Genomic DNA, 26,603 nt, shown 5'->3' with positions numbered 1-26,603 from the left:
CAGCTTTTTTTAGGTTCATCACGGATTTAAGGGAAGACGTTTTGCACGACGGGTTTGACGTTGCCTGCCGCTTTAAAAGCGCGCGGCACCAACCCAACCCGCACACCGCTGCAGCCAGGGTCTGACCCCGTACGGGGTCAGACCCTTTCGGTCGGGGTGCGTTTTTAGGATTCTGGAGGGTGACGCCAACCAGTCCTCATATTGCGTACCCCGTTAAATGGCGTTTCCCGGTTATCCGTGAAGAACCTTTTTTTATGCTGGAAGAGTCACCACTTCTATCACCGGCGGCTTTTCCAGTGGCTTGTCGGTGCACAGCACCATCGACAGTTCCGCGTGCGGCAGCTCCAGGCAGTGGCCGCCGCCGCTGTCGCCCAGCTTGAAGCGCGCTTCCTTCTCGCTCCACAGACGGTAGAAACCCTCCACCCGCTGATCATCGGGCAAGCCTTGTAGGCGCTCCCATTGCGACATCTCGACGCTGTCGAATGCTTGCGCAGCCAGCGCATTGAGATCGCGCCCGCCATCCTTCATTTCGATATCCAAACCCAGCGCCGTTTGCGCGCTCACCGCGCACGCCACCCAGCGCCCGCTGTGGGCGATGCTGAAACCGGGCGGCACGCCCTTGAGCGCCGGCGCCGCCAAGCGCGGCGCCTTGCCGACCTGCTCTTCCAGCCGGATCTCTTGCGGCGTCACGCCCAGCAAGCGGCCCAGCGCCATGCGCAGCAGCACCCGGCCGACAATGAACTGGCGCTGCCGCTGTGCGCGGACGAAGCGCTGGTGGCGCGCCATTTCGCCCGGCGACAGCCAGCCGCGCAAGCGCTGCAGGTCGGCGTCGCTCACCGCGTCCGCGTCCACCATCCAGAAAGAAGCCTTCGTCATCTTGAAACTATTGCCCTAAGCCAAAAGGGCATTATAAACGACTAGGCAGCCGGCTTAAGAGCGACCAGGTTAATCAGTGTTTCTTCGCGTACGGCCGGCGGTTTGATCCGCAGCACGGTTTCCATCATGCCCAGGTCTTCGCGGCTCCACCACAGGAAAGGATAGGAGACGGCACTGTCCGGCACCGAGAAACCGGCCTAAAAGTACGCCTCGCCTTCGGCGCGGTAAAATAACGTCCTTCGTAGATAGCGCTGTACGCCCAATCCACATATCGCTGGCGCTTAACAGGTTTGCTGCCAGCAGTACCCCTAACGAAAGGGTCTGACCCCGTTCGGGGTCAGACCCTGGCCGCAGCGGTGTGCGGGTTGGGGTGGTGCCGCAAACTTATAAGGCGACAAACAGCGTCAACCCCGCAACGCCGTCGCCACACGTCCAAGGAATAAACAATGATTACCAAAGAAGAAATGGTCGCGCTGTTCGCCGACATGAAGCAAAATGCCCCGTGGGATATCACCAAGCCGCTGTTGTGGGGTTATTTTTTTGCGGATGCCGACAAGGCCAAGCTGGAAGGCGCCGCCACCGCCCTGAAAGCCAAGGGCTACCAGCTCGTCGGCATCTACGACTCCAAGCCGGAAGCCGGCAATCCCGCGCTGTGGTGGCTGCACATTGAAAAAGTCGAGAAGCACACGGTCGACACCCTGCACGCCCGCAATCAGGAGTTCTACAAGCTCGCCGAAGAACACCAGCTGGAATCCTACGACGGCATGGACGTCGGCCCGGCCGCTTAAGACCGCTCCCACGGTCAATCGAACAGGCTACCGCGGCTGTTTGGCCATATGATTCGGTCAACATAGCCATTTTTCTACCCACATGCTCTCGAAACTGTCGTTTCGCCAGTTGCTGCTGGGCGTTTTCCTGCTGATTGCCGTGTTGCTGAGCGCCGCCTCGCTGCACGCCCTGTGGACATTGGATCGCCTCGCGGCCCATAGTCGCGACAGCGGACGCCACGCGCTGGCCCTGACCGAAAACACCCAGCAACTGGCCGAGCGCAGCGTCGCCATGACGCGCAGTGCCCGCCAATACCTCGTACTGGATGATCCCGCCTTCCGCAAGCGCTATGCCGATGCATGGCGCGACGCGCTCACCTCGCTCGACGCGGTCGCTGCCGCCCTGCCCTACACGCCGCCCGAACTCTTCGCGCGCTGGCGCCAGGCCGGCGAACACGCATGGGATATCTTGCAACAGCCATCGCCCCGGCCCGCCAACGGCCGCAGCGCCCGCCAGCAGGCGCTGGAACGCATGCTGGCGCCGCTGCCTGAAGTGAGTCAGCAGCTGGCCGACGAAGTCAAACGCGAAGTGGATCGCCGCAACGGCGAGCTGCTGGCCGAACTCGACCAACGGCGCGCCGTGCTCAAGGCGCAGGTGATAGCCTCTGTCATATTGGCCGCGCTGCTGGCCGGCGGTTTCGGGCTGTGGCTATCGCGTCCGCTGGAACAGATCGAACAAGCCATCGACACGCTGGGCGAAAGCCGCTACGACCAGGCCATTGCCGTGCGCGGCCCCAAGGACTTGCAGCGCGTCGGCCAGCAGTTGAATTGGCTGCGCCAGCGTTTGGCTGATCTCGAGGCGGACAAGGCGCGCTTCCTGCGCCACATCTCGCACGAGCTAAAGACCCCGCTGGCCGCTTTGCGCGAAGGCGTAGCTTTATTGGAGGACGGCGTGGCCGGCGCGCTGTCGCCCGACCAGCGCGAGATTGCCGGCATCCTCAACCAGAATACGGCGGCTTTGCAATCGCAGATCGAGGCGCTGCTGCGCTACAACGCGGCCGCCTTCGACGCCCAGCATTTGCAGCGCCAGCCGGTCGATATGGAGCAGGTGCTGGCGCAGGCCATCGACAGCCAGCGCCTGCAATGGCAGGCAGCGCGGCTGACCGTGGTCAGCGAAGGCAAGGCCGAGCCGATCGCGGCCGACTCCGACAAGCTGGCCACGGTGGTCGGCAACTTGCTGTCGAACGCGGTACGCTTCAGCCCAGCAGACGGACTGATCAGTTTCCGCCTCGGCCAGCTGCACGGCAAGCTGCTGCTGGAGTGCGCCGACCAGGGGCCGGGCGTGGCGCCGGAAGATGCGGCCCGCATCTTCGAGCCGTTCTACCAGGGCCAGCGCCAGCCGCCGGGCGCGCGGCGCGGCAACGGCATTGGCCTGTCCATTGTGCAGGAATACGTGACCGCGCATGGCGGCGTTTTAAAACTCTTGCCCTCCGACCGGGGTGCGAACTTCCGCATTGAATTGCCTTATGAACGCTAAGCCGCTTCCACTCCTGCTGATCTGCCTGGCCCTGGCGGCTTGCACCTTGAATTCGCCGCTGCCCGACGATCCGGCGCCCGCGCCCGCGCCGCCGCAAGTGGTGCACGTGATCACCACGCCGCCGGCGCCGCCCGATGAAATCGGCCCGCTGCTCAGCTATCACCAGTCGCTGCGCCGCATGAGCCAGGGCGAGTTGCTGAAAGAATTAAGCGGGCTCGGCCTGCAACAGCGCAGCCCACGGGTGGCAATTCAAATGGGCATGGCCCTGATGCTGACGCGCGGCAGCGGCGACCTCGCGCGCGCGCAAGCGCTGCTCGACAGCGTGGCCAGCTCGGCCGACATCGAAGCCGCGCCATTCCGCCCGCTGGCCCAGCTACTGTCCAGCAATTGCGCCGAAACGCGCCGCCTGTACGACCACGTCGACAAGCTGAGCGTGCAGCAAAAGGACAATCAGCGCCGCATCGATCAACTCAACGACACGCTGGAAGCGCTCAAGACCATCGAGCGCACCTTGCCGGTACGCCCGGCGCCCGCGCCACAGGGGAACAAATGAGCCCACAACAAGGACAAGGCGCCCACCTGCTGCTGGTCGATGACGACGACGACCTGCTGCGCCTGCTGTCGATGCGCCTGAGCGCCAATGGCTACCGCGTCACCGCCGTCGGCAGCGCCGAGGCTGCATTGGCGCGGCTATCGATTGAGCTGCCGCGCCTGGTCATCAGCGACATTCGCCTGCCCGACCGCGACGGCATGGCACTGTTCCAGGAAATCCGCCGCAGCTACCCGGCGCTGCCGGTGATCCTGCTGACCGCGCACGGCACCATCCCGGATGCGGTGGAAGCGACCACGCTCGGCGCTTACGCCTACCTGACCAAACCGTTCGACGCCAAGCTGCTGCTGGAACGCATCGCCCAGGCGCTGAGCCTGGCAGCGCCAGCCGCGCGTGCCACAGACGGCGACGAGCAGTGGCGCGCCGCCATCATCAGCCGCAGCCAATGTATGGACGAGCTGCTGGCCGAAGCGCGCCTGGTGGCCGCCTCGGACGCCAGCATTCTCATCCGCGGCGAAAGCGGCACCGGCAAAGAGTTGCTGGCGCAAGCCATCCACCGCGCCAGCCGCCGCGCGCAAGCGCCCTTCATCGCCGTTAATTGCGGCGCGATCCCGGAGGCACTGCTGGAGTCGGAACTGTTCGGCCACGTCAAGGGCGCCTACACCGGCGCCGTCTCCAGCCGCGAAGGCTTGCTGCAGGCGGCAGACGGCGGCACCCTGTTCCTCGATGAAATCGGCGATATGCCGCTGCTGCTGCAAGTCAAGTTGCTACGTGTGCTGCAAGAACGCGTGGTGCGCCAGCTCGGTTCAGACGTGGCGCGGCCGGTCGATGTACGCATCCTGTCCGCCACCCACCGCGATCTGGACGCGGCCATGCACGAAGGCCAGTTCCGCGAAGACCTTTACTACCGCCTCAACGTCATCACGCTGACCTTGCCCCCGCTGGCGCAGCGGCGCGAGGACATCGCACCGATGGCAACGCAGTTCCTGCACGCGCTGGCCGCCAAGTACGGCAAGACCGTGCACGGCTTCGCGCCCGATGCGCTGGAGGCGCTCACCACCTCGGCATGGCCCGGCAATGTGCGCCAGCTGTACAACGTGGTCGAACACGTTTGCGCACTGGCGACGGCGCCGCTGGTGCCCTTGTCGCTGATCCAGCGCGCCCTGCGTGTGCCGTCGCTGGAAGTGCTCAGTTATAACGAGGCGCGCCGCCGCTTCGAGCGCAACTACCTGGTACAGCTGCTGAAACTCACGGATGGCAACGTGGCCGACGCCGCCCGCCTCGCCGAGCGCAACCGCACAGAGTTCTACCGCCTGCTGCAAAAACACGAGCTGGACGCCAGCCTGTTCCGGGGCGATGTCGCCACCGAGCGACAAGACGACCCGCTTAAAAATCAATGACTTAGCATAAGGCGGCACGTCCGTGTCGCCATTTCCCGACAAATTCCCGGCAATATGGCCGAAAAATCCATGGGCTTATGATTTCCCATTAGAAAAACACGTATAAGCATTTGAATATAAAGGGAAAAATAGAGCTGGCACGCGGTTTGCAAAGAGGTGGTTACCCTCAACTGAAATAAAGGAAGCAAACCATGAAAACCAGCAAACTGATCACCCGCCTGATGATTGCCGCCGCCCTGACCGTTACCGGCGCCGCTTACGCACAACAGGAAGGCGCATTGGCCGGCGCAGCGAAAACCAGCGCCGCCTCCACCGATGAGGCGATCACCAGCAAGATCAAGGCTTCCCTGGCAGATCAAAAGCAGATTGGCGTGACCACCGCAGACGGCGTAGTCACCCTGTCCGGTAGCGTTGCCAGCACCGACGTCGGCACCAAGGCTATCCAGGTGGCATCGGCCGTGCCGGGCGTGAAGGAAGTGAAAAGCGAACTGACCGTCGCTTCGAAGTAAGAACTGAAGTAGTAGCCAGCAGCAGAGCAGTAGTAGCACCGGGCGCTTAATAGGAGTAGCTGCCCTTTACCCTTTACCGGACAGTGTGCGTAGACACTGTCCGGGTTTTTTTGATTAGCTCAGGTTTTCCAGGCGAATCTTGGTGACGCTGCCGCACACGGTCGACAGGCCTTCCATCTTGGCGATGGCCGAGGTGACGTTCTTCTCTTGCGTCTGGTGCGTCAAGAAGATGATGTCGGTACGGGTTTCGCCGTCGGCAGGTTCTTTTTGCAGCATGGCGTCAATCGAGATGCCGGCGTCAGCCAGGATGCGCGTCAAGTCCGCCATCACGCCTGGCTGATCGCTGACGTTCATGCGCAGGTAGTAGCTGGTCGTTACTTCCGACATCGGCAGAATCTCGATGTTGGTCATGGCGTTTGGCTGGAACGCCAGGTGCGGCACGCGATGTTCTGGATCGGCGGTTGCCAGGCGGGTGATGTCGACCAGATCCGCAATCACGGCCGAAGCAGTCGGCTCCGAGCCTGCACCCTTGCCGTAGTACAGCGTTGCGCCAACGGCGTCGCCCTGCACCAGCACCGCGTTCATCGCCCCTTCCACGTTGGCGATCAGGCGTTTCGACGGAATCAGGGTCGGGTGCACGCGCAGCTCGACGCCTTCCTTGCCGCCCACCTTGGCGCGCTTGGCGATGCCCAGCAGCTTGATGCGGTAGCCCAGCTGTTCGGCGTACTTGATGTCCACCGCGTTCAGCTTGGAGATGCCTTCCACGTGCGCCTTGTCGAACTGCACCGGAATGCCGAATGCAATCGCGGCCAGGATGGTGGCCTTGTGGGCCGCGTCCACGCCTTCGATGTCGAAGGTCGGATCGGCTTCGGCGTAGCCCAGTTCCTGCGCCTGCTTGAGCACGGTGGCGAAGTCCAGGCCCTTGTCGCGCATCTCGGACAGGATGAAGTTGGTGGTGCCGTTGATGATGCCGGCCAGCCAGTCGATGCGGTTGGCGGTCAAGCCTTCGCGCAGCGCCTTGATGATCGGGATGCCGCCGGCCACGGCCGCTTCAAACGCCACCATCACGCCCTTGGCTTGCGCCGCGGCGAAAATCTCGTTGCCGTGCACGGCCAGCAGCGCCTTGTTGGCGGTAACCACGTGCTTGCCGTTTTCAATCGCCTTCAGCACCAGCTCGCGCGCCTGCTCGTAGCCGCCGATCAGTTCGACGACGATATCGATTTCCGGATCGTTGACGATGTCCATCGGGTTCGCCACCACGGCCACCTTGCCGCCGGTGCGCGTCTTGGCGCGTTCGAGGTTGCGGGCCGACACGGCCACCACCTCGATGCTGCGGCCCGCACGGCGGCGGATCTCTTCTTGATTGCGCTCCAGTACGTCAAACGTACCACCGCCGACATTGCCGACGCCTAACAGGCCTACTTTGATTGGTTTCATATTCGTGTATCCAGAGATCTATGCTTAGAAGCTGGCGCCGTGGCGCTTGCGGTAGCTTTCCATGAACTTGGCCATGCGGCCGAAAGCTTCCACCATATCGTCCGAGTTCGGCAGGAACACTACGCGGAAGTGATCCGGTGCGATCCAGTTAAAGCCGCTGCCCTGGACGATCAGCACTTTCGTTTCGGCCAGCAATTCATATGCAAACTGCTGGTCATCCGCGATCGGATAGATCTTCGGATCAAGGCGCGGGAACATGTACAGCGCCGCTTTCGGCTTGACCACGCTGACGCCCGGAATCTCCGTGAGCAGCTTGTAAGCCAGATCGCGTTGCTTCAACAGGCGCCCGCCCGGGCCCACCAGGTCGTCGATCGACTGGTAGCCGCCGAGCGCAGTCTGGATCGCAAACTGCCCCGGCGCGTTGGCGCACAAGCGCATCGAGGCCAGCATGTTGAGGCCTTCGATGTAATCTTTTGCGTGTGATTTTTCGCCCGACACCACCATCCAGCCGGAACGGTAGCCGCAGGCGCGGTAATTTTTCGACAGGCCGTTGAAGGTCACGAACAGGATGTCGTCCGCCAGCGAGGCGATCGACACGTGCTCGGCGCCGTCATACAGCACCTTGTCGTAGATTTCGTCGGCGTAGATGATCAGGTCGTGCTGGCGCGCCAGTTCAATGATTTGCAGCAGCAGCTCGACCGGATACAGCGCGCCGGTCGGGTTGTTGGGATTGATGACCACGATCGCGCGCGTGTTCGGCGTGATCTTGCTGCGCATGTCTTCAATGTCGGGATACCAGTCCTGCTGCTCGTCGCAGATATAGTGCACCGGCTTGCCGCCGGACAGCGACACCGCCGCCGTCCACAGCGGATAGTCGGGCGCCGGCACCAGCACTTCGTCGCCGTTGTTGAGCAGCGCGTTCATCGACATCACAATCAGCTCCGACGCGCCGTTGCCGAGGTAGATATCGTCAATCGACACGCCGCGGATATTCTTGCCCTGCGTGTAGTGCATCACCGCCTTGCGCGGCGCGAACATGCCCTTGGAATCGGTGTAGCCGGCCGCGTTGGACAGGTTCATCTTCATGTCCTGCACGATTTCATCCGGCGGATCAAAGCCGAACACGGCCAAGTTGCCAATGTTCAACTTCGTGATCTTGTGGCCTTCTTCCTCCATTTGCCGGGCTTTTTCCGGCACCGGGCCGCGGATCTCGTAGCAGACTTCCGCCAGTTTGTTCGATTTTTGAATCGGTCGCAAAATAAAATCCTGTTTATGTGAGGCAAACTTCCAAGACCTGCCAAAACACCGGCGCTGGCCCATGCTGCAATGCGAAAAGAACCATTCTGCCGAAAGGCCCTGATTTAATCAACCTTTCATCTTTAAAACGCTACAATGATGCTTCTTTTGCCGTCTAAATAACGATTTCTGCCATGAAGCTCCACCAAAGCGATACCCAAAAATACCAGACCGTCACCGGCTACGATGAAACCGGCGTTGAGATCAACGCCGAGCGTTATAACTACAGCCTGATCGTGCTGCCGGAAACCCCGGCGCGCGCGTGGAACGCCCCTACTTTTGAATCGCTCACCGCCGAGCATTTCGACCTGATCGGCCAGGACAATCCGGACGTGGTCATCCTCGGCACCGGCACCAGGCAGCGCTTCATCCATCCTAAACTGACCGCCGCCCTGACCATGCGCCGCATCGGCGTGGAATGCATGGACAGCCAGGCCGCCTGCCGCACCTACAACATCCTGATGGGCGAGGGCCGCAAGGTCACGCTGGCCCTGGTAATCGACGCTAACGAGGGCAAAAGCGCCTGATGAACGACCTGTATAACTCTAAAAAATTCACCTGGGGACTGTTGGCGGCATTTGCCATTGTTTGGTTGTACGTGCTGGGCATCCGCACGCTGGTGCCGCCGGATGAAGGCCGCTACGCTGAAATGGCGCGCGAAATGTGGGCCAGCCAGGACTGGATCACCACCCGCCTGAACGGCATCAAGTATTTTGAAAAGCCGCCGCTGCAAACCTGGATGAATGCGCTGTCGTTCGGCCTGTTCGGCTACGGCGAATGGCAGGCGCGCCTGTGGACCGGCTTGTGCGGCCTGGGCGGCGTGGCGTTCACCGGCTATGCAACCGGACGCGTGTTCGGCGCCCGTGCCGGCTTCTACGCCGCGCTGGTGCTGGGCTCCACCCTGTTCTGGGTCGCCTCGGGCCAGATCGATTCGCTGGACATGGGCCTGTCGGGCATGATGACCCTGGCCCTGGGCAGCATGCTGGTCGCCCAGCGCGACGGCGCCACGGCGGCGGAACGGCGCAACTGGATGCTGCTGTGCTGGGCCGGCATGGCGCTGGCGGTGCTGGCCAAGGGCCTGATCGGCCTGGTGCTGCCGGGCGGCGTGCTGGTGATTTACACCGCGCTGTCGCGCGACTTCGCGATCTGGAAGCGCCTGCACCTCGGCAAAGGGCTGCTGCTGTTCCTGGCGATCGCCGCGCCGTGGTTCGTGCTGGTGGCGCTGAAGAACCCGGAACAGCCGCACTTCTTCTTTATCCACGAACACTGGGAACGCTTCTTCCTCAAGACTCACCACCGCGAAGGCCCGTGGTACTACTTCCTGCTGCTGATGCTGCCGGGCCTGATGCCATGGCTGGGCGTGGCGCCGCAGGCACTGGTCAACGGCTTCAAGCGCGACCAGCAGGCGGTGTTCCAGCCCAAGCTGATGCTGGTGATCTGGGCCGTGTTCATCACCTTCTTCTTCAGCTATTCGAGCTCCAAGCTGCCGGGCTACATCGTGCCGGTGTTCCCGGCCCTGGCCATGCTGGCGGCGGTGTACCTGGAGCATGCCTCGCGCCTGCAGCGCAGCCTGGCTGCCGGGGTGCTGATCGTGGGCGGACTGATCGCCCTGGCCGCCGTGCCGCAGATGGCTGGCTCGGCGGTGCGCCACCCGGACGAACGCGCGCTGCTGGAAGCCTATCAGCCGTGGGTGCTGACCGCCGCCATCATCGCCACCGCTGGTGGCGCACTGGCCCTGTTCCATGCGCGCCACCTGCGCCGCGACCTGGCGGTGCTGACCATGGCCGTGGCTGGCTTTTTGTCGGTGCAGCTGATCCTGGCCGGCTTCGAGCCGTACGGCAATCTGCGCGCCGGTAAAACGCTGGCCCTGAAAATGCTGCCGGAACTGGAGGCCAACACGCCAATCTATTCGGTGAGCACCTACGAGCAGTCGATGACCTTCTACCTGCAACGCACCGTGGTGCTGGTCGATTACTGGGACGAATTCACTTTCGGCCTGCGCCAGCAGCCGGAGCTATCGATTCCCTCGCTCGACGGTTTTGTCGAGAAATGGAAGCAGCACAGCGCCGACAAGGTCAAGGCCATGGCCATCACCAGCAAGGACGTCTACGAGCTGCTGAAGACCAAGGGCATTCCCATGCGCGTGGTGACGGAGGACTCGCGCCGTATCGTCATTACCAATCTGTAATGAACAAAACCACAAAATGAATATCGCAACTTTTGGCTTCATTGTTTTTGGCGTTTTACTCAACGCCGTGGCGCAATTGCTGCTCAAGGCGGGCGCCCGCAACGTCGGTGAAATCCACCTGACCTTGAGCAATCTGTTCAGCGTCGGCTTGCGGGTCGCAAGCCAGCTGCCCATTATTGGCGGGCTTACTTGCTATGTGCTGTCGGTGGTGCTGTGGATTATTGCGCTGTCGCGCGTCGATGTTTCCGTGGCTTATCCGATGCTGTCGCTGGGCTACGTGGTGACCGCCATCGGCGCCTGGTATCTGTTCGGTGAAGCACTGTCCGTGCAGCGCTTGCTTGCTATTTTCGTCATCCTGATCGGTGTCGCATGGCTGGCGCGCACCTGACGAACACTTTAGAATGCGCCATACGTTTTTACATGAAACTACGATAACGAGCAAACCACCTCATGAGTGCTGATCTGCCTTTCCTGCCCTTCTCCAAGCCTACGATAGACGAGGCCACCATTACCGCCGTGGGCGAAGTCCTGCGCTCGGGCTGGATCACCAGCGGCCCGAAAGTGGCGGCGTTTGAAGCCCAGATGTCGGAGTACTTCGGCGGCCGCCCGGTGCGTACCTTCAATTCCGGCACCTGCACCATGGAGATCGCGCTGCGCATCGCCGGCATCGGCGCCGGCGACGAAGTGATTACCACGCCGATTTCGTGGGTGGCCACCGCCAACGTCATCATTGAAGTGGGCGCCACGCCGGTGTTTGCCGATATCGATCCGGTGACCCGCAACATCGATCTCGACAAGCTGGAAGCGGCCATCACGCCGCGCACCAAGGCCATCATCCCGGTCTACCTGTCCGGCCTGCCGGTCGATATGGATCGCCTGTACGCCATCGCCAACAAGCACAATCTGCGCGTGGTTGAAGATGCGGCCCAAGCCTTCGGCTCGGAATGGAAAGGCCGGCGCATCGGTGCGTTTGGCGATTTCGTCTCGTTCAGCTTCCAGGCCAACAAGAACATCACCACCGGCGAAGGCGGCGCACTGGTCTTGAACAATCTGGAAGAAGCCAAACTGGCCGAGAAGTACCGCCTGCAAGGCGTGACCCGCAGCGGCGTCGACGGCATCGACGTCGACGTGTTGGGCGGCAAATACAATATGAGCGATATCATGGCCGCTATCGGCCTGGGCCAGTTCGCCAATATCGACAACATCACGGCGCATCGCCGCGCCTTGGCGCGCCGCTACTACGAGCAGTTTGGCGCCGACTTTGAAGCGCTGTCGGGCGCGCAGCTGCCGCTGCAAGCCTTTGATAGCAGTAACTACCACCTGTTCCAGATCATCTTGCCGGACAACGGCCCGACCACGCGCGCCGACTTTATGAACGCGCTGAAAGACCGCTTCAACATCGGCACCGGCTACCACTACGCGCCGATCCACCTGTTCACCATGTACCGCGAGCGCGGCTTCAAGGAAGGCATGTTCCCGGTCGCTGAAAAGATCGGCCGCCTGACCGTGACCCTGCCGATGTTCTACGCCATGACCATCGCCGACGTCGACCGCACCGTCGCTGCCGTGAAAGCGATCCTGATCAAATGACCGCCATGCTGACTGCGCACACCAAGCCGGAAATCTCGGTCGTCATCCCGATCTACAACGAGCAGGCCGGCCTGGCCGCCCTGTTCGCGCGCCTGTACCCGGCGCTCGACAAGTTGGGCACGAGTTACGAGATCGTGTTCGTCAACGACGGCAGCCGCGACAACTCGGTATCGATCCTGGCCGAACAATTCCGCGCCCGCCCGGACGTCACGCGCGTGGTGCTGTTCAACGGTAACTACGGCCAGCACATGGCGATCCTGGCCGGCTTTGAGGCGGCGCGCGGCGAGATCATGGTCACGCTCGACGCCGACCTGCAAAATCCGCCCGAAGAAATCGCCAACCTGGTCGCCAAGATGCGCGAAGGCTACGACTACGTCGGCTCGATCCGCCGCAAGCGCCAGGACTCGGCGTGGCGTACCTACGCGTCCAAGGCCATGAACCGCCTGCGCGAGCGCATCACCAACATCAAGATCACCGACCAGGGCAATATGCTGCGCGCCTACGGCCGTAACATCGTCGACCTGATGAACCAGTGCGCCGAAGTGAATACCTTCGTGCCGGCGCTGGCCTACCGCTTCGCCCGCAACCCGACCGAGATCGTGGTGGAACACGAGGAACGCGCGGCCGGCGAATCGAAGTACTCGCTGTACAGCCTGATCCGCCTGAACTTTGACCTGGTGACCGGCTTCTCGCTGATCCCGTTGCAGTTCTACTCCATGATGGGCATGCTGATGTCGCTGGTGTCGGCCCTGCTGGTGGTGGTGCTGCTGGTGCGCCGCCTGTTCCTCGGCGCGGAAGCGGAAGGCGTGTTCACGCTGTTCGCGATTTCCTTCTTCTTCATGGGCATCATCTTGTTCGGCATTGGCTTGCTGGGCGAGTATGTCGGCCGCATTTTCCAGCAAGTGCGCGCGCGTCCGCGCTACGTGGTGCAAACCATTTTGCAGCAGAAGCAAGGCGAGTCCGCAGATAGCGCACAGCCCGGCGTGGAAAAACGTACGGTGGGCCGTCCACATGAGTGACTTTGACACGCCCAAGCGCGCTGTCGTCTTTGGCTACCACAACGTTGGCGTACGCTGCCTCAAGGTCTTGCTGGCCGGCGGCGTCGACGTGGCACTGGTCGTCACGCACGAAGACAGCGCCAGCGAAAATATCTGGTTCGAATCGGTGATCTCGCTCTGCGAGGCTGAGGGTATCCCTTATATCACGCCGGCCGACGCCAGGTCGCCGGAGTTGCTGGCGCAAGTACAAGCGGCCAAGCCGGACTTGATGTTCAGCTTTTACTACCGCCACATGCTGCCGGCCGAACTGCTGGCGGTGGCGCCGGCTTTCAATATGCACGGTTCGCTGCTGCCGGAATACCGCGGCCGCGCGCCGGTCAACTGGGCGGTGCTGCACGGCGCTACCGTCACTGGGGCGACTTTGCATGAGATGACCGTCAAGCCGGACGCCGGCGACATCGTCTCGCAAATGGAGGTGCCGATCCTGCCGGACGACACCGCGCACGAAGTATTCGGCAAGGTGCAGGTGGCGGCCGAGCAAGCGCTATGGCGCGTGCTGCCGTCGCTGCTGGACGGCAGCGCGCCGCGCCTGCGCAACGACTTGACGAAAGGCGGCTATTTCAGCGGCCGCAAGCCGGAAGACGGCCGCATCGACTGGAACCTGCCGGCGCAGCAGGTCTACAACTTGCACAGGGCCGTCGCCCCTCCTTATCCGGGCGCCTTTACCGACATCAACGGTGTACGCTATGTCATTCAGCGGGCACGCCTGAACGGCAACTTCGGCAACGTCGTTTCCCTCGGTTTGCCACTGGGATTGACCGTCGTTGATAATTGTATCTTTGGTGTCTGCGGCGATGGCCGCATGCTGACGATTTCCTCGCTGACGGCAGATGGTGAACCGATCACCGCAGAACAATTACAAGCCCGCCTGGCGGCATAAAAATATAGATATTGGGAACCAAAACATGAAAAAAGTACTCATTCTCGGCGTCAATGGTTTTATCGGCCACCATCTGTCCAAGCGCATCCTGGAGACCACGGATTGGCACGTCTATGGCATGGACATGAGTACTGATCGCATCTCCGATCTGCTCACGCATCCGCGCATGCACTTCTTTGAAGGCGACATCACCATCAACAAGGAATGGGTGGAATACCACGTCAAGAAGTGCGACGTGATCCTGCCTTTGGTCGCCATCGCGACCCCTTCGACTTACGTCAAAGCGCCACTGCGCGTGTTCGAGCTGGACTTCGAAGCCAACCTGCCTATCGTCCGCTCGGCCGCCAAGTACGGCAAGCATCTGGTATTCCCGTCGACCTCGGAAGTGTATGGCATGTGCCATGACGAAGAGTTCGATCCCGAGAACTCGGAACTGATCTGCGGCCCGATCAACAAGCCGCGCTGGATCTACTCCAACGCCAAGCAGCTGATGGATCGCGTGATCTGGGGCTACGGCATGGAAGGCTTGAACTTTACGCTGTTCCGTCCATTCAACTGGATCGGCGCCGGCCTCGATTCGATCCACACCCCGAAAGAAGGTTCGTCGCGCGTGGTGACGCAGTTCTTCGGCCACATCGTCCGTGGCGAAAACATCTCGCTGGTGGACGGCGGCCACCAGAAGCGCGCCTTCACCGACATCGACGACGGCATCGACGCGCTGATGAAAATCATCGAGAACAAGAACGGTGCCGCCACCGGCAAGATCTACAACATCGGCAACCCGGTCAACAACTACTCGATCCGCGAACTGGCCAATATGATGCTGGAACTGGCGCCCAAGTACCCGGAGTACGCCGAAGGCGCGGCCAAGGTCAAAATCGTTGAGACCACGTCCGGCGCCTACTACGGTTCGGGCTACCAGGACGTGCAGAACCGCGTGCCGAAGATCACCAACACCTGCGAAGAACTGAACTGGAAACCGACCACCACCATGGCCGACGCCCTGAAGAAAATCTTCGACGCCTACCGCAGCCAAGTGGCTGAAGCACAGAAACTGGTGGACTAAAGCATTGAGTACTAAACCACTGATGGTGTTGAAGATCGACGTCGACACCTACCGCGGCACCCGTGAAGGCGTACCCAACCTCGTGCGCATGCTGAAGGCGCATCAGGCCGGTGCGACCTTCCTGTTCTCGCTCGGCAAAGACCACACCGGCTGGGCCATGCGCCGCGCGCTGCGTCCCGGCTTCTTCAGCAAGGTGTCGCGCACCTCGGTGGTGGAGCATTACGGCTTCAAGACCCTGATGTACGGCGTGCTGCTGCCCGGCCCGGACATCGGCAAGGAATGCGCCGCCGAAATGCGCGCGGTGCAGGACGCCGGCTTTGAATGCGGCATCCACACCTGGGATCACGTGCTGTGGCAGGACAATGTCGCCAAGCGCGACGCCGCATGGGCCAAGGCCATGATGCGCAAGGCCGCCGCCCGCTTCACGCAAGTGTTCGGCGTGGCGCCGCGCACCCACGGCGCGGCCGGCTGGCAGATGAATAACGGCGCGTTTGCCGAGCACGACACCGCCGGTTACGGCTATGCCTCCGACGGCCGCTGCGTGCTCAAGGAGAACGGCGCGCTGGCCAATCCGGCCGACGGCCCGCACCGCTTGTCCGATGGCGACACGGTGCTCAAGCACATCCAGATGCCGACCACCCTGCCGACGCTGGACGAAATCCTCGGCTGCGAGATCGACGGCGTCACCATCGGCCCCCACAACATCGCCGCCTTCCTGCTGAAACTAACGGAAGGCGCAACGCGCGACCACGTTTATACTTTGCACGCTGAGCTTGAAGGGCAGAAACTTGCCCCCATATTCGAGCAGCTATTGGCAGGATGGCAAGCACAGGGATACCAACTGGCGTCCATGGCTGACTACTATCAGAAGATACGAGACCTGCCGATGCCGGTTTGCCCCATCACCTGGGGCGAGCTGCCGGGACGTTCGGGCGCCTTGATTACCCAAGGCCCGGCCCGAGCCTAACAAACCCTTCAGGAGACGCCTGTGGCTGACGTAGTAACCGATTTTTCCGCGCCGATGACCAGCGGCCAAACCTTCCAGCTGTCCGGCCGTCCGGCGCGTTACACCGTGCTGTTCTTCTACCCGAAGGACAACACGCCCGGCTGCACCACCGAGAACATCGCTTTCCGCGACCTGCACGAGCAGTTTGCCGCTGCCGGTGCTGAAATCTACGGCATCAGCCGCGACTCGCTGCGCTCGCACGAAGGTTTCAAAACCAAGCTTGGCCTGCCGTTCGAACTGATTTCCGACCCCGAAGAAGCGGTCTGCCAGCAGTTCGGCGTCATGAAGATGAAGCAAATGTACGGTAAGACTGTCCGTGGGGTCGAGCGCAGTACGTTTGTGATTGACGCTAATGGTCAATTGGTGAAAGAATGGAGAGGCGTGAAGGTAGCGGGTCACGTCGACGAAGTGCTGGAATTTGTAGCGCGTCAGGCTTAACGGTGCGTTGCAGTTCCGGTTTGCTCAACTAGCAGGAACTTAAGCACATTTTGAGTCATCACTGTACCTTTTACCCTCCTCGGTGGCCAGCCGGCCACCTTGCGGTACTCACCGGGCTGAAACTATGCCCATCGGCAGTCTTTCACCTGTTTTCCCCTAAAGCATCCACCCCATGCGGCCGCGCGCCCCATGGCGGATTCCTCCTTTATTTTTCCAATTGAGATCCTGATGCCACTGCCAAAAATACCAAGTAAGCCAGCGACTATACTGTTGGCAAAAGATTACCCCAAGGCCACCGGCCGCGTGACGCCTGCCCTCGCGGCAGTCGCCGATATCGCCCCCGAGCCTGCACCAGCGCCGAAGAAAGCGGCAACCGTTAAAGCCGTCCCATCACCTGTAGCAAAGAAACCAGCCGCAGCCAAGAGCGAGGCTGCGAAGCCGAGCGCCAAGGGCAAAGCCGTGGCCGCCGTATTGAAAGCTGCACCGGCCGTGCTGAAGGCTGCCGCCGACACCGTCGAAGCCAAGGGCAAGTCCTCGCCACGCGGCAAGGTGACGCCGATTACGGCCGAAGCGCCGCATCCGGCCAAGCACAAGCCGAACGAAGTGGCGATCAAATCGTCCACCAGCCGCCACGCCGACCAGACCGGCGCTACCAAGATGTTCGTGCTCGATACCAACGTGCTGATGCACGATCCATCGTCGCTGTTCCGCTTTGAAGAACACGACGTCTACCTGCCGATGATGACGCTGGAAGAATTGGACAACCACAAGAAAGGCATGACCGAGGTGGCGCGCAATGCCCGCCAGGTCTCGCGCACGCTGGACGCGCTGGTTTCCAACACCGACGACGACGCCATCGAGAACGGCATCCCGCTGTCCAAGCTGGGCAACAAGGACGCCAAGGGCCGCCTGTACTTCCAGACCCGCTTGCAAACGGCGGAACTGCCGGTGGGCCTGCCGTCGGGCAAGGCCGACAACCAGATTTTGTCGGTGGTGCGTTCGCTGGAAGCGGAGCAGGAAGGCCGCGCCATCGTACTGGTGTCGAAAGACATCAATATGCGCATCAAGGCGCGCGCGCTGGGCCTGCCGGCTGAAGACTACTTCAACGACCACGTGCTGGAAGATACCGACCTGCTGTACTCGGGCATCGTCCAGCTGCCGGACGATTTCTGGAACAAGCACGGCAAGGATCTGGAATCGTGGCAGGAAAATAAAAACGGCCAGAGCGCAACGTTCTACCGCGTGACCGGCCCGTTCGTGCCGTCGATGCTGGTCAACCAGTTCGTGTTCCTGGAACCGAAGAATGGCGAAGCGCCGTTCTATGGCCAGGTCAAGCAGATCAATGGCAAGACCGCCGTGCTGCAAACCCTGCGCGACTTCAGCCACAACAAGAACAATGTGTGGGGCGTGACGGCACGTAACCGCGAGCAGAACTTTGCCCTCAACCTGCTGATGAATCCAGAGTGCGACTTCGTCACCCTGCTCGGTCAAGCCGGTACCGGCAAGACCCTGCTGGCACTGGCGGCCGGCCTGGCGCAAGTGCTGGAAACCAAGCTCTACAACGAAATCATCGTCACCCGCGTGACGGTGCCGGTCGGTGAAGACATCGGTTTCCTGCCGGGTACCGAGGAAGAGAAAATGTCGCCGTGGATGGGCGCGTTTGACGACAACCTGGAAGTGCTCAACAAGTCCGATTCGGATGGCGGCGAGTGGGGCCGCGCGGCCACGCAAGACCTGATCCGTTCGCGCATCAAGATCAAGTCCCTGAACTTCATGCGTGGCCGTACCTTCGTCAACAAATTCCTGATCATCGACGAGGCGCAGAACTTGACGCCGAAGCAGGTCAAGACCCTGGTGACGCGCGCCGGCCCTGGCACCAAAATCATTTGCCTGGGTAATATCGCGCAGATCGACACGCCGTACCTGACCGAGGGTTCGAGCGGCCTGACCTACGTGGTCGACCGCTTCAAGGGCTGGTCGCATAGCGGCCACGTCACCCTGGCGCGCGGCGAACGCTCGCGCCTGGCTGACCACGCCAGCGAAGTCCTATAACGAGCTAAACCGTTTAGCTCGTTTCTTCAGCCCCGCCCGCAGCGATGCCGGCGGGGCTGATTTTTTGTGGCTGTCGGTTGATGGCAACAGGCGCGTGCAGCGGCGTGCAACGTCCTCCTCATAGCGCGGGATGATTTCCGGTGGCAACACTCGATAGCAATCACGCAAATTGACGTTCAAGGCACCCAAGAAAGTGCTTGAAACCGGCGGCGACCTGTATAACACTAAACACCCAAGTCATTGATTTTGCCCGTCTTTCGCGCTAGCTGAGGTAAGACATCATGGACATCCCTATCCTGATTCAGAAGACGGTCGGCGCCCAGAAAAAGTACGGCGTCACGGTGCCTGACATTCCCGGCTGCGTCGCGACGGCCGAAACCGTGGACAAGGCCATGAGCAACGCCACAAAAGCCATCTACGGCCATGTCGGCCAGCTGCTAGAGCAAGGCAAACCATTCGAAATCCGAGCCTCCGAGGTGGAAACCCTGTCCCAGGAACCCGACTACGCCGACGGCATCTGGGCCCTGGTCAGTCTGGACCTCGCCCGCCTCGACGACCCACCAGAAGATTAAGCTTGACCTTCCCACCGCTGGAAGGATTAAAGTGTACTCATCGAAACTGTTTTAGGAGTACAGGATGTATCAGCTTCAGGTAGAAAACATGAGCTGCGGCCACTGCGTAGGCGCAGTGACCAAGGCTGTGCAGGCGGTGGATGCGGCTGCCAAGGTGGAAATTGATCTGGCGACCAAGTCAGTCAAGATCGACAGCGCCACGCCGCTGGCCCCATTGAAATCCGCCATCGCCGACGCCGGCTACCCAGTCACCAGCGCGGCCTGATTATTTGTCCAGCTCCGGGTAGTGGCGGAAGATGCCGGTTTCGTTGAACGGGATGCGGCGTTTGGATTGCAGGTAGGTGGCGATGTTGGGACGGGCCGCTACCTTGTCGTGTAGGGCGATTAGATTGGGATACGATGGTTCCAGCCGCGCCATCGTTTTCGGAAAGGCGTAGCGCAAGCCTTCGATCAATTGGAATAGCGATAGGTCCACGTACGACAGGCGCGAACCGACCGCATAACCGCCGCGCACCACGCCTTCAAAATAATTCAGATACTTCGGAATGCGCTGCTCGCGGAAGTCCTTGGCGCGCGCCTTGGCTTCCTTCTTCTGATCTTCGTAGTACAAATTGGTGGAGATCGGGTGGTGCACGTCATGCGCTTCGTTGACGATGTCCGCGACCGTCAATTGTAGCTGGTTGGCCCACAAGCGCCCCGCTTCCGAACGCGGCGCCAGCTTGTGCTTCGCGCCCAGGTACATCAGGATATTCGCCGTCTGCCCGATCAGCAGTTCGCCCGCCAGCAGCACCGGCGGCGCAAACGATGGATGCTCAAACTGGTCGCCATCGAGACTCGCCATCAGCTTCGGCATGCCGCCCTTCTGCCGCGCCACGTCCACGTAAGGCACGCCCGTCTCCTCCAGCGCCAGCCGGACAAATTCGCCGCGGCCTTGCAGGCCGGGCCAGTACAGGAGTTGGTAGGGTACCGTCATGCGGCCATGGTAGCACCGATGCCGTTAGAACGTCGCCTTCACCGTCAAGCGGAACGAGCGGCGCTCAGCTGGATGGTAGTGGATGTCGTCCACGCCTTCCGCTGGTTCGCCCGGCAGGCGTGAGGCGTAGTAGTAATCCACGTCGCTCACCTTGCGGTCGAACAGATTGAAGGCATCCAGCTGCGCCGACCAGCGGCGATTGAATTTGTAGCCAACGCGCGCGTACGCAATCGCCGTGGTGGCAGAACGCTTGCTGTTATCTTCGATCAGCGGACGCGGGCCAAAGTAGCGCATCTGGAATGCGCCCGACCACGGGCCGAGATCCATCACCGTCGCGCCGAACGACGCCACTTTGCCAATCGCCCCCGGAATGTGATCGCCCGCCTCGTCATGCTCGGTGTAGTGACCACGCGAGTACGCCAAGTCCAGGTCAAACAGCAGCCACGAATTGGCGATGTAGTGATTGTTCCACTCGATGCCGGAACGGTAGCTGCCACGGCTCGGCGAGGTATCACCGGCATCCCCCGAGAAAACCAGCTCGGAATCCGAACGCAGCTTCCACAAGGCCACGGAGCTTTGGAGGCCAGCCAGGAACTCAGTACGCGCACCAATCTCCGCGCCGCGCGTTTTCACCAGCGGCGTGACCGGAGCTATCGGCTCAAGCTCTTTCGGCGTCAAATGCACGGTGGTGCCGCGCGCATCATTGCTATGGAAGCCCTCGCCGTAGTTGACGAAGAACTCGGTCTTGGCCCATGGCCCCAACACCACCGAGAATTTCGGCGAGGTCGTACCGGCACTCACCTTGCCCGAGTTCTCCGCGATATTGCTGTTCACGTCAAAGCGATAGCGGTCGTAGCGCAGTCCAGCCGTGGTGCGCAGCCACTCGCGCCACTGCACGGTATTTTCCAGATATGCACCAACGCTGCCCTCTTTTACCTTGGACTCGCTGATGGTGCGTAGCACCTGCTGGTTGCGCGTGGCGTGCAAAGCCAGCGGCGACAGATAATCGTAACGCCCCTGCACGCCAACCTTGTTGCTGACATCGAGCCCGCCCCAGTGGCTAAACCACGTCTGCGCCACATCGAAGCCGCCCATGCGGCGCTTCTCGGTCTGGCGCGCTTGATCGCCATTGACCGGATCATCAAGGAAGTAGGTGAAGTCGTTAAACAGCGTCAGGCTCGATTGCACCAGATAGGCGTTGGCCTGCAATAGCGAATCGCTGGTACGCTTGCGCATCGATGCCGACACGCTGTAACGCGACGTCGCACCGCCATCGCTCGCATCGAGCGCGCCATACGGATCAAGCTCGCCGCCCTGCACCGCGCGCAGCGGGATTTGATTACTCGCGTGCCACGCGCCCTTGTAGAACATGCCGGTGACGCTGAACTGGTCATCGCTCGCGCCCTGCGAATAACGCAGCACGCCGAGGCTCTTGTGAAAAGCTTCCGGCTCCACCCATGGGCCATTGTTGTGGCCCAGCTCCACGCCATATACCAAGCTGCCCGCGCCCAGCGGCGTCGAACCAGTGAGCACAGAACGGATGTACTGGTTCTGGCCGACAGTGACGCTGGCAGTGTTTTCTTTCAGCTTGTTCGCCAGCGTCATATGCGCCGCACCGGCCGATGCGAAGTCGCCTTCATCTGCGTAGTACGGGCCTTTCTTGTAGTTGATGCGATCTACCAGTTCGGGAATCAGGAAGTTCAAATCCGTGTAGCCCTGGCCGTGCGCGTGCGTGCGCATATTGACCGGAATGCCGTCAACGAAAGTCGCAAAGTCGGTGCCGTGATCGAGGTTGAAGCCGCGCAGGAAGTATTGATTGGCCTTGCCATCGCCGCTGTGCTGCGTGACGATCACGCCCGGCACAAACTCCAGCAATTCGCCCGCGCGCAGAGCTGGACGATTGGCGATCAGCTCCGCAGTAACCGCACCTTGACTGGCAGCGCCGGACGTACCGACGCCGTTGTCGTAGTGGCCGCGTACCTCCACCGTGCTATCGGTGGTATCGGCCGGATCGGCAAACGCAGCCAGCGGCAATGCGGCCGCCAGCGCAACGATGGACTTACTGATCATACAAAGCCTTTCAACTTACGAAGTTTGTTACGGCGGCTGATGTAGCCGATGCCGACCAGCGCGGCGGCCAATGCCAGCAATGCCAGCGTGCCGACGGTTTTCTGTACCGGCGTGAGATTGCTCAGGGTTTGCATTTCAAAGCCGTTCACCTTCGCGTCAGCCGCTTCCGGCTTGGCCATTGGCTGCGGTGCCGGCTTGGTCTTGGCGGGCGCTGGCGGCGGCGTTTGCGTCTCGGCCTTGGCTTGCAGCGCTTGCAGCTCGGCGGCCGCGTTCTGCATCGCCGCTTGTGGCGACGGTGCGGCGCCGCCGGGACGCGCAGCCGCATGGACGCCACGCACGATGGCAGCGTTCGAGCCTACGTTCGGCACGAAGTCCGCATTGAACTGGGGCGCCGCCTTCAAGGTCGCTTTGCTGCACGAATCGGCGCTGCACGACACGCCAGCATCCTTGATGGCCTGCGCGTTCATCTGCGTCAGCTTGGTGCGTACTGCCTCACTCGGCTTCCAGTAACCGCGCTCGATGGCGCTCAGCATGCGGTCGGTCACCGCCTGGAAGGCGCGCAGGTTGCCGGCACTGGCAAAACGCTCGCGCACCTTCAAACCATGGCGGTCTTCGACATAGGTGTCGTACATGCGCTGCCACTTGCCGTTGTCAACGACTTCCGGCACCGTGACCTGCCACGCCCACAGGTAATCGACCACGCGGTTGATGTAGCGTGCACCGGAGTAGCCTTCTTTCAGCATGGTGTCGGCCCAGCGCGGATTCAGGTAGCGCGACTGCATCTCCTGCCCCATGTACTGCTCCAGCGTCTTGTGCGTCGCGCGGCGCGGGTTGGCAAGGTCGCTGACCATCACCTCCGGCGTCTTGCCGTCCACGCTGCGGATCGCCATTGCGGTGCCGCCGAGGTACTGGAAGAAGTCATCGTTGTCCAGCGTCGCAAACAGATTGCTGGAACGGCTGTGCAGCGCGATCTGGCTGCCGGACAGCGCCTGCTTGAACAACTCGCGGCGCTGTTCAGGATTGGCCTTGTCATCGCCCCAGTAGCCCGCGCCGAAAGGATGGCTCATGCGATTGATGAAGACATCCGCCACTTCCTTTTCGTTCTGCCAAGCGTTGGTGAGCGGGATCAGCTTTTCGATCTGTGTACCGTATGCGCCACTCGGCACGCCAAAGATGCGTACCGACGCCATGCGCTGCGCCTCTTCAGTCGAGACGCCGCGCGCAGTCAATGCAGCGGCCACCTTGCGGCTATGCACCGCCATCACGTTGCCGCCTTCGTCGCTCTGCTGCTGCGCCAGTTGTGCGGCTTGATCCATCAGCGTGAGCAAGTTCGGGAACAGGTCGCGGAACAAGCCAGACGACACCAGCGTCACGTCTACGCGCGGGCGGCCCAGTTGCTTGCGGCTCAAGGCTTCCACGCCGGTGACGCGGCCTCGCTCATCCCACGTTGGACGCACGCCCATCAGCGACATCGCCTGCGCTTCCATCACGCCCTCGTGGCGGGAGGTCTCGACGCCCCACAAATTCATGCTGAGCTTTTCCGGGTAGGCGCCATGGCGCTTGCGGTAATCGTCTACCAATTGCTGCGCCAATTTCGCACCGGCTTCGTAAGTGGTCTTGCTTGGAATCCGCGATGGATCGAGACCGAAGAAGTTGCGGCCAGTCGGCAGCGCATTCGGATTGCGCACCAGGTCCGCGCTGGCGCCGGTCGGAATGTAGCGGCCCGACAGCGCCTGCATCAAGCGATCCAATTCCAGTTGCGCGCTCTGCTCGATGTCCGCTTCCAGCTGCGCGATACGCTTGGTCTTCTGCTCTGGCGTGGACGTGTTATCGAGACTGACCACGGCACGCGCGGTGGCGTTGCGCTGCTCGGCCGCCGGCGCTACACCGAAGGTGTGCAAGCCGAATGGCGTCAGCTTGTTGCCGGTGTCATCGAGGTATTCTTCGAGACCTTCCATGTCGGCCTCCGATTTCAGCTCGGCCTTCTTCATATCCTTCAATACGCCGCTCTTGGCTGCAAGACGATTGATGGCCTTCAGGTGGCTAGCCGCCAGCAATGGGCTTTTCTGCTCGGCCACGCGATAGTCGTTGAGCAGCGCGCCCAATTCGCGCAGGTCGGGATTCAAGCCCGCCACGTCAAACGGTGGCGTCATGTGGTCGATAATGGTCGCCATGCCACGGCGCTTGGCTTGAATGCCCTCGCCCACGTCATCCATCACGTAGGGGTAGATATTGGGCATGGCGCCGATCAGTGCCTCGGTCGGATCGCTATCGGACAGGCCGGCCTCTTTACCGGTCAGCCATTCCTGCGTGCCGTGCGTACCGATGTGCATCACAGCGTTGGCCTGGAAGTCCTTTTGCAGCCACAGGTAAAACGCGATGTACTCGTGCGATGGCGGCATGCTGACTTCATTGTGCAGCTTCTCCAGATTCTGCTCCCACGCGCGGCCCGGCTGCGGCGCCATCAGCACATTGCCGAAGCGGCGCGCAGGATAGACGAAGAACGCCTCGCCTTTCGCATTGCGCCACAAGACCGGCGCCTTCTCTGGCTTGCCCCACGATTGTTCAATCGATGCACGCAGCGGCTGCGATAATTTGGCGAACCACTGCTGGTAATCGGACAGCGGCACCAGCAAGGCTTGGCCGCTTTCCGCCAAGTGCTTCAAGCCCGCCATGTAATCGCCCTTGGACTTGCCGGGATAATTACCCCACTTCTGAATCTCGCCTTGCAGCTCGTTTTCAGAAGCCGGCAAGGCATCGCCGGTACGATAACCATCATGCTTCAAGCGCTGGACAATTTGCCACAGGCTTTCCGGCAGCACGTTCAGGTAGGCCGCGCCGATGGTCTCGGAGCCGTGCGGATAGTTAAAGTAGATCATGGCGACACGCTTATCGCCATTGGCTTGCTTGCGCAGCGCCAGCCATGCGGCCACGCGTTCATTCAAGCGCTCGATGCGCTCTGCAATCGGCGTCTCTTCCACGTACGCGAGGCCGGTCTGCGCATCGCTGATGCGTTCACGGCTGGCCACCACGGTCGGCTGAATCAGGCCTGCCGCTTCAGCGCCGGCCAGTTGCCAGGTGCGCTCAATGATATCCAGGCCAATCCTGGAGTCCTGCCATTGCGCGTAAGTCTGCTGGCTCAAGGTAATGGCGTTAATTGCCGGCACGCCGATCTGGTCGAGGATCGCGCCTACGCTGGCGGTGCCGCCCACCTTCATGCCTAGCGCCACAATCAGGTCAACGCGACTCTTGCCGTTTTCATCCAGCAGATGCTTTAGCGGCACATCGTAGGGATAGCCAAACACTGGCACCACGTTGTAGCCACTGGCCTCAAGCCGTGCAACGATAGCGGCCAGCGGCAGCGTTTGTCCCGCCACCAGACTAGCGCGATAGAACGGCACTGCAATCCACGGCGCGCCCGGTTTGTGATGCGCATAGCCGCGCACATAATCGTCGTAGCTATTCACGGTGCGGTTGGCCTGCACGTCATACAAGCCCGCCTCCGGCATCGCATGCACCCGCGCCACGCTAACTGCGGAACCGAAGCTGTTGCGCAAAATGTAGCGCAGCAGATTGCCGATATTCTCGACGCCGCCCTCGGCGTGATAAGCCTGTATCGTCTTATCATCGCGTACGCCCAACTCGCGCAAGTTGTCGTCAATCGCGCCAACCGCGAACACCGGCTTGCGCGCCTTTTGCAGCGCTTGCAGTTCGGTGGTCAAGCCCACCATGGCCTGACGGCCTTTGACGTTGATAACCGCGACATCGGCGGCAGCCAATGCGCTGCGGTCAGCCGGCGTCAAACCATTAACCGGGATGATGCGGATGGCGACATTCAGCGCCTTCAACTCATCCTGCAAACCGCGCACCGCCAGCACGGCCGGACGCGATTCCACATCGCCCAGCATCAGTGCCAGCGTTCGCGGCGCCTGCGCCGAGTGCACGTAGCCGCCGATGCACAAGGACAGCAGCGACACCACCAACAGGGCCAAGGCCCAAAGCTTATTCCGGTACATAGACCACCTTCCCATCCGGCAGCTGATACGCAGTGCCCAAGCGCTTGCCGGAGCCGGACAGCGGCTTGTCGCTAACCTTGCTCACCTTGATTTCCGCGCCCTTCTTGGTCAGCACTTCCACACGGCCGTCGGCGGATTTTTTAGCGATGGTCACTTCGGAATTCGGATCCAGCAGATCCATCATGTTCCAAGCCGAGAACAGCGCGAGCATCATCGCCACGATGAAAACGATGCTGGCGTCGAACAGATTGGCCACGCCCGACAAGGGATCCTCGCCATGCTCGCCCAGGCGCGAGTAGCGATGCTTATTCAAGTAGCGCAT

The 26,603-nt window shown here is 61.4% G+C and carries 24 protein-coding genes and 1 pseudogene; 17 read left to right on the top strand and 8 right to left on the bottom strand.

The annotated features are described in order from the left end of the window. Positions 1–252: 252 nt before the first annotated feature. A complete protein-coding gene (locus tag GTP45_RS05105; protein ID WP_161012816.1) occupies positions 253–876 on the bottom strand; it encodes a 4'-phosphopantetheinyl transferase family protein in 624 nt (207 codons plus the stop codon). A gap of 41 nt (positions 877–917) precedes the next feature. Beyond that, positions 918–1,073: pseudogene (locus GTP45_RS05100) on the bottom strand (SAM-dependent methyltransferase); the annotation flags it as partial. Between the two features lie 249 nt (positions 1,074–1,322). Here GTP45_RS05100 and GTP45_RS05095 point away from each other — a divergent pair. The 5 genes from GTP45_RS05095 to GTP45_RS05075 all read left to right on the top strand — a co-directional run bounded on the left by GTP45_RS05095 (position 1,323) and on the right by GTP45_RS05075 (position 5,639). Next, entirely contained in the window at positions 1,323–1,664 is a 342-nt protein-coding gene (locus GTP45_RS05095) for a ribonuclease E inhibitor RraB (protein ID WP_161012815.1), read from the top strand. Positions 1,665–1,746: 82 nt separating this feature from the next. Beyond that, positions 1,747–3,180 carry a sensor histidine kinase gene (locus tag GTP45_RS05090; RefSeq protein WP_161012814.1) on the top strand — a complete coding sequence of 478 codons (1,434 nt, stop codon included), beginning with the start codon at positions 1,747–1,749 and terminating at the stop codon, positions 3,178–3,180. Then, entirely contained in the window at positions 3,170–3,733 is a 564-nt protein-coding gene (locus tag GTP45_RS05085; protein WP_161012813.1) for a hypothetical protein, read from the top strand. The genes GTP45_RS05090 and GTP45_RS05085 overlap by 11 nt, the downstream gene beginning before the upstream one ends. Beyond that, a complete protein-coding gene (locus GTP45_RS05080) occupies positions 3,730–5,130 on the top strand; it encodes a sigma 54-interacting transcriptional regulator (RefSeq protein WP_161012812.1) in 1,401 nt (466 codons plus the stop codon). Before GTP45_RS05085 ends, GTP45_RS05080 begins: the two co-directional genes overlap by 4 nt. A 191-nt stretch (positions 5,131–5,321) precedes the next feature. Further along, entirely contained in the window at positions 5,322–5,639 is a 318-nt protein-coding gene (locus GTP45_RS05075; protein WP_161012811.1) for a BON domain-containing protein, read from the top strand. A gap of 114 nt (positions 5,640–5,753) precedes the next feature. On the opposite strand, the gene GTP45_RS05070 is transcribed toward GTP45_RS05075, so the two are convergent. Together GTP45_RS05070 and GTP45_RS05065 are read right to left on the bottom strand one after the other, a co-directional pair. Then, entirely contained in the window at positions 5,754–7,076 is a 1,323-nt protein-coding gene (locus GTP45_RS05070) for a homoserine dehydrogenase (RefSeq protein WP_161012810.1), read from the bottom strand. A 24-nt stretch (positions 7,077–7,100) separates the two neighbouring features. Then, on the bottom strand, positions 7,101–8,333 hold the full coding sequence (locus GTP45_RS05065; RefSeq protein ID WP_161012809.1) for a pyridoxal phosphate-dependent aminotransferase: 1,233 nt from the start codon (positions 8,331–8,333) through the stop codon (positions 7,101–7,103). 173 nt (positions 8,334–8,506) lie between these two features. Here GTP45_RS05065 and GTP45_RS05060 point away from each other — a divergent pair, with 173 nt between their 5' ends. The 12 genes from GTP45_RS05060 to GTP45_RS05005 all read left to right on the top strand — a co-directional run bounded on the left by GTP45_RS05060 (position 8,507) and on the right by GTP45_RS05005 (position 19,487). Then, complete coding sequence (locus GTP45_RS05060; protein ID WP_161012808.1) at positions 8,507–8,899, top strand: Mth938-like domain-containing protein; 393 nt, start codon at positions 8,507–8,509, stop codon at positions 8,897–8,899. Continuing rightward, entirely contained in the window at positions 8,899–10,560 is a 1,662-nt protein-coding gene (locus tag GTP45_RS05055; protein WP_161012807.1) for a glycosyltransferase family 39 protein, read from the top strand. Before GTP45_RS05060 ends, GTP45_RS05055 begins: the two co-directional genes overlap by 1 nt. 16 nt (positions 10,561–10,576) lie before the next feature. Continuing rightward, positions 10,577–10,948 carry an SMR family transporter gene (locus GTP45_RS05050; protein WP_161012806.1) on the top strand — a complete coding sequence of 124 codons (372 nt, stop codon included), beginning with the start codon at positions 10,577–10,579 and terminating at the stop codon, positions 10,946–10,948. Positions 10,949–11,010: 62 nt separating this feature from the next. Beyond that, entirely contained in the window at positions 11,011–12,150 is a 1,140-nt protein-coding gene (locus tag GTP45_RS05045) for a DegT/DnrJ/EryC1/StrS family aminotransferase (RefSeq protein WP_161012805.1), read from the top strand. A gap of 5 nt (positions 12,151–12,155) precedes the next feature. After that, a complete protein-coding gene (locus GTP45_RS05040; RefSeq protein ID WP_161013438.1) occupies positions 12,156–13,169 on the top strand; it encodes a glycosyltransferase in 1,014 nt (337 codons plus the stop codon). Beyond that, positions 13,162–14,088 (top strand): formyltransferase, encoded by a 927-nt coding sequence (locus GTP45_RS05035; RefSeq protein WP_161012804.1) that lies wholly within the window; start codon positions 13,162–13,164, stop codon positions 14,086–14,088. Before GTP45_RS05040 ends, GTP45_RS05035 begins: the two co-directional genes overlap by 8 nt. Positions 14,089–14,113: 25 nt before the next feature. Continuing rightward, entirely contained in the window at positions 14,114–15,154 is a 1,041-nt protein-coding gene (locus GTP45_RS05030) for a bifunctional UDP-4-keto-pentose/UDP-xylose synthase (RefSeq protein ID WP_161012803.1), read from the top strand. 22 nt (positions 15,155–15,176) lie between these two features. Continuing rightward, complete coding sequence (locus GTP45_RS05025) at positions 15,177–16,121, top strand: polysaccharide deacetylase family protein (protein WP_161013437.1); 945 nt, start codon at positions 15,177–15,179, stop codon at positions 16,119–16,121. A gap of 21 nt (positions 16,122–16,142) precedes the next feature. Then, a complete protein-coding gene (locus GTP45_RS05020; RefSeq protein WP_161012802.1) occupies positions 16,143–16,598 on the top strand; it encodes a peroxiredoxin in 456 nt (151 codons plus the stop codon). Positions 16,599–16,826: 228 nt separating this feature from the next. Then, entirely contained in the window at positions 16,827–18,650 is a 1,824-nt protein-coding gene (locus GTP45_RS05015) for a PhoH family protein (protein WP_161012801.1), read from the top strand. Between the two features lie 281 nt (positions 18,651–18,931). Next, complete coding sequence (locus GTP45_RS05010) at positions 18,932–19,222, top strand: type II toxin-antitoxin system HicB family antitoxin (RefSeq protein WP_161012800.1); 291 nt, start codon at positions 18,932–18,934, stop codon at positions 19,220–19,222. A gap of 64 nt (positions 19,223–19,286) precedes the next feature. Next, on the top strand, positions 19,287–19,487 hold the full coding sequence (locus GTP45_RS05005) for a heavy-metal-associated domain-containing protein (RefSeq protein WP_161012799.1): 201 nt from the start codon (positions 19,287–19,289) through the stop codon (positions 19,485–19,487). Here the strand turns inward: GTP45_RS05005 and GTP45_RS05000 are convergent, their stop codons facing one another. The 4 genes from GTP45_RS05000 to GTP45_RS04985 are packed head-to-tail and all read right to left on the bottom strand — an operon-like array spanning position 19,488 to position 26,603. Next, on the bottom strand, positions 19,488–20,195 hold the full coding sequence (locus GTP45_RS05000) for a glutathione S-transferase (protein WP_161012798.1): 708 nt from the start codon (positions 20,193–20,195) through the stop codon (positions 19,488–19,490). Between the two features lie 24 nt (positions 20,196–20,219). Beyond that, complete coding sequence (locus GTP45_RS04995; RefSeq protein WP_161012797.1) at positions 20,220–22,265, bottom strand: TonB-dependent receptor; 2,046 nt, start codon at positions 22,263–22,265, stop codon at positions 20,220–20,222. Then, positions 22,262–26,281 (bottom strand): cobaltochelatase subunit CobN, encoded by a 4,020-nt coding sequence (locus tag GTP45_RS04990; protein ID WP_161012796.1) that lies wholly within the window; start codon positions 26,279–26,281, stop codon positions 22,262–22,264. The genes GTP45_RS04995 and GTP45_RS04990 overlap by 4 nt, the downstream gene beginning before the upstream one ends. Next, on the bottom strand, positions 26,268–26,603 hold the full coding sequence (locus GTP45_RS04985) for a DUF2149 domain-containing protein (RefSeq protein ID WP_161012795.1): 336 nt from the start codon (positions 26,601–26,603) through the stop codon (positions 26,268–26,270). Before GTP45_RS04985 ends, GTP45_RS04990 begins: the two co-directional genes overlap by 14 nt.

The sequence above is a fragment of the Duganella rivi genome, from assembly GCF_009857435.1.
Classification (GTDB): Bacteria; Pseudomonadota; Gammaproteobacteria; order Burkholderiales; family Burkholderiaceae_D; genus Rugamonas; species Rugamonas rivi.
This window is presented reverse-complemented; position numbering and strand designations above follow the sequence as displayed.

Bases quoted from the DNA above. Each gene is read 5' to 3' on its own strand.
- GTP45_RS04985 (WP_161012795.1), bottom strand. From the start codon at position 26,603: ATGCGCTACTTGAATAAGCATCGCTACTCGCGCCTGGGCGAGCATGGC.
- GTP45_RS05085 (WP_161012813.1), top strand. From the start codon at position 3,170: ATGAACGCTAAGCCGCTTCCACTCCTGCTGATCTGCCTGGCCCTGGCG.
- GTP45_RS05090 (WP_161012814.1), top strand. From the start codon at position 1,747: ATGCTCTCGAAACTGTCGTTTCGCCAGTTGCTGCTGGGCGTTTTCCTG.
- GTP45_RS05080 (WP_161012812.1), top strand. From the start codon at position 3,730: ATGAGCCCACAACAAGGACAAGGCGCCCACCTGCTGCTGGTCGATGAC.
- GTP45_RS05030 (WP_161012803.1), top strand. From the start codon at position 14,114: ATGAAAAAAGTACTCATTCTCGGCGTCAATGGTTTTATCGGCCACCAT.
- GTP45_RS05045 (WP_161012805.1), top strand. From the start codon at position 11,011: ATGAGTGCTGATCTGCCTTTCCTGCCCTTCTCCAAGCCTACGATAGAC.
- GTP45_RS05070 (WP_161012810.1), bottom strand. From the start codon at position 7,076: ATGAAACCAATCAAAGTAGGCCTGTTAGGCGTCGGCAATGTCGGCGGT.
- GTP45_RS05050 (WP_161012806.1), top strand. From the start codon at position 10,577: ATGAATATCGCAACTTTTGGCTTCATTGTTTTTGGCGTTTTACTCAAC.
- GTP45_RS05005 (WP_161012799.1), top strand. From the start codon at position 19,287: ATGTATCAGCTTCAGGTAGAAAACATGAGCTGCGGCCACTGCGTAGGC.
- GTP45_RS05055 (WP_161012807.1), top strand. From the start codon at position 8,899: ATGAACGACCTGTATAACTCTAAAAAATTCACCTGGGGACTGTTGGCG.
- GTP45_RS05015 (WP_161012801.1), top strand. From the start codon at position 16,827: ATGCCACTGCCAAAAATACCAAGTAAGCCAGCGACTATACTGTTGGCA.
- GTP45_RS05095 (WP_161012815.1), top strand. From the start codon at position 1,323: ATGATTACCAAAGAAGAAATGGTCGCGCTGTTCGCCGACATGAAGCAA.
- GTP45_RS04990 (WP_161012796.1), bottom strand. From the start codon at position 26,281: ATGTACCGGAATAAGCTTTGGGCCTTGGCCCTGTTGGTGGTGTCGCTG.
- GTP45_RS05075 (WP_161012811.1), top strand. From the start codon at position 5,322: ATGAAAACCAGCAAACTGATCACCCGCCTGATGATTGCCGCCGCCCTG.
- GTP45_RS05040 (WP_161013438.1), top strand. From the start codon at position 12,156: ATGCTGACTGCGCACACCAAGCCGGAAATCTCGGTCGTCATCCCGATC.
- GTP45_RS05000 (WP_161012798.1), bottom strand. From the start codon at position 20,195: ATGACGGTACCCTACCAACTCCTGTACTGGCCCGGCCTGCAAGGCCGC.
- GTP45_RS05035 (WP_161012804.1), top strand. From the start codon at position 13,162: ATGAGTGACTTTGACACGCCCAAGCGCGCTGTCGTCTTTGGCTACCAC.
- GTP45_RS05060 (WP_161012808.1), top strand. From the start codon at position 8,507: ATGAAGCTCCACCAAAGCGATACCCAAAAATACCAGACCGTCACCGGC.
- GTP45_RS04995 (WP_161012797.1), bottom strand. From the start codon at position 22,265: ATGATCAGTAAGTCCATCGTTGCGCTGGCGGCCGCATTGCCGCTGGCT.
- GTP45_RS05105 (WP_161012816.1), bottom strand. From the start codon at position 876: ATGACGAAGGCTTCTTTCTGGATGGTGGACGCGGACGCGGTGAGCGAC.
- GTP45_RS05010 (WP_161012800.1), top strand. From the start codon at position 18,932: ATGGACATCCCTATCCTGATTCAGAAGACGGTCGGCGCCCAGAAAAAG.
- GTP45_RS05025 (WP_161013437.1), top strand. From the start codon at position 15,177: ATGGTGTTGAAGATCGACGTCGACACCTACCGCGGCACCCGTGAAGGC.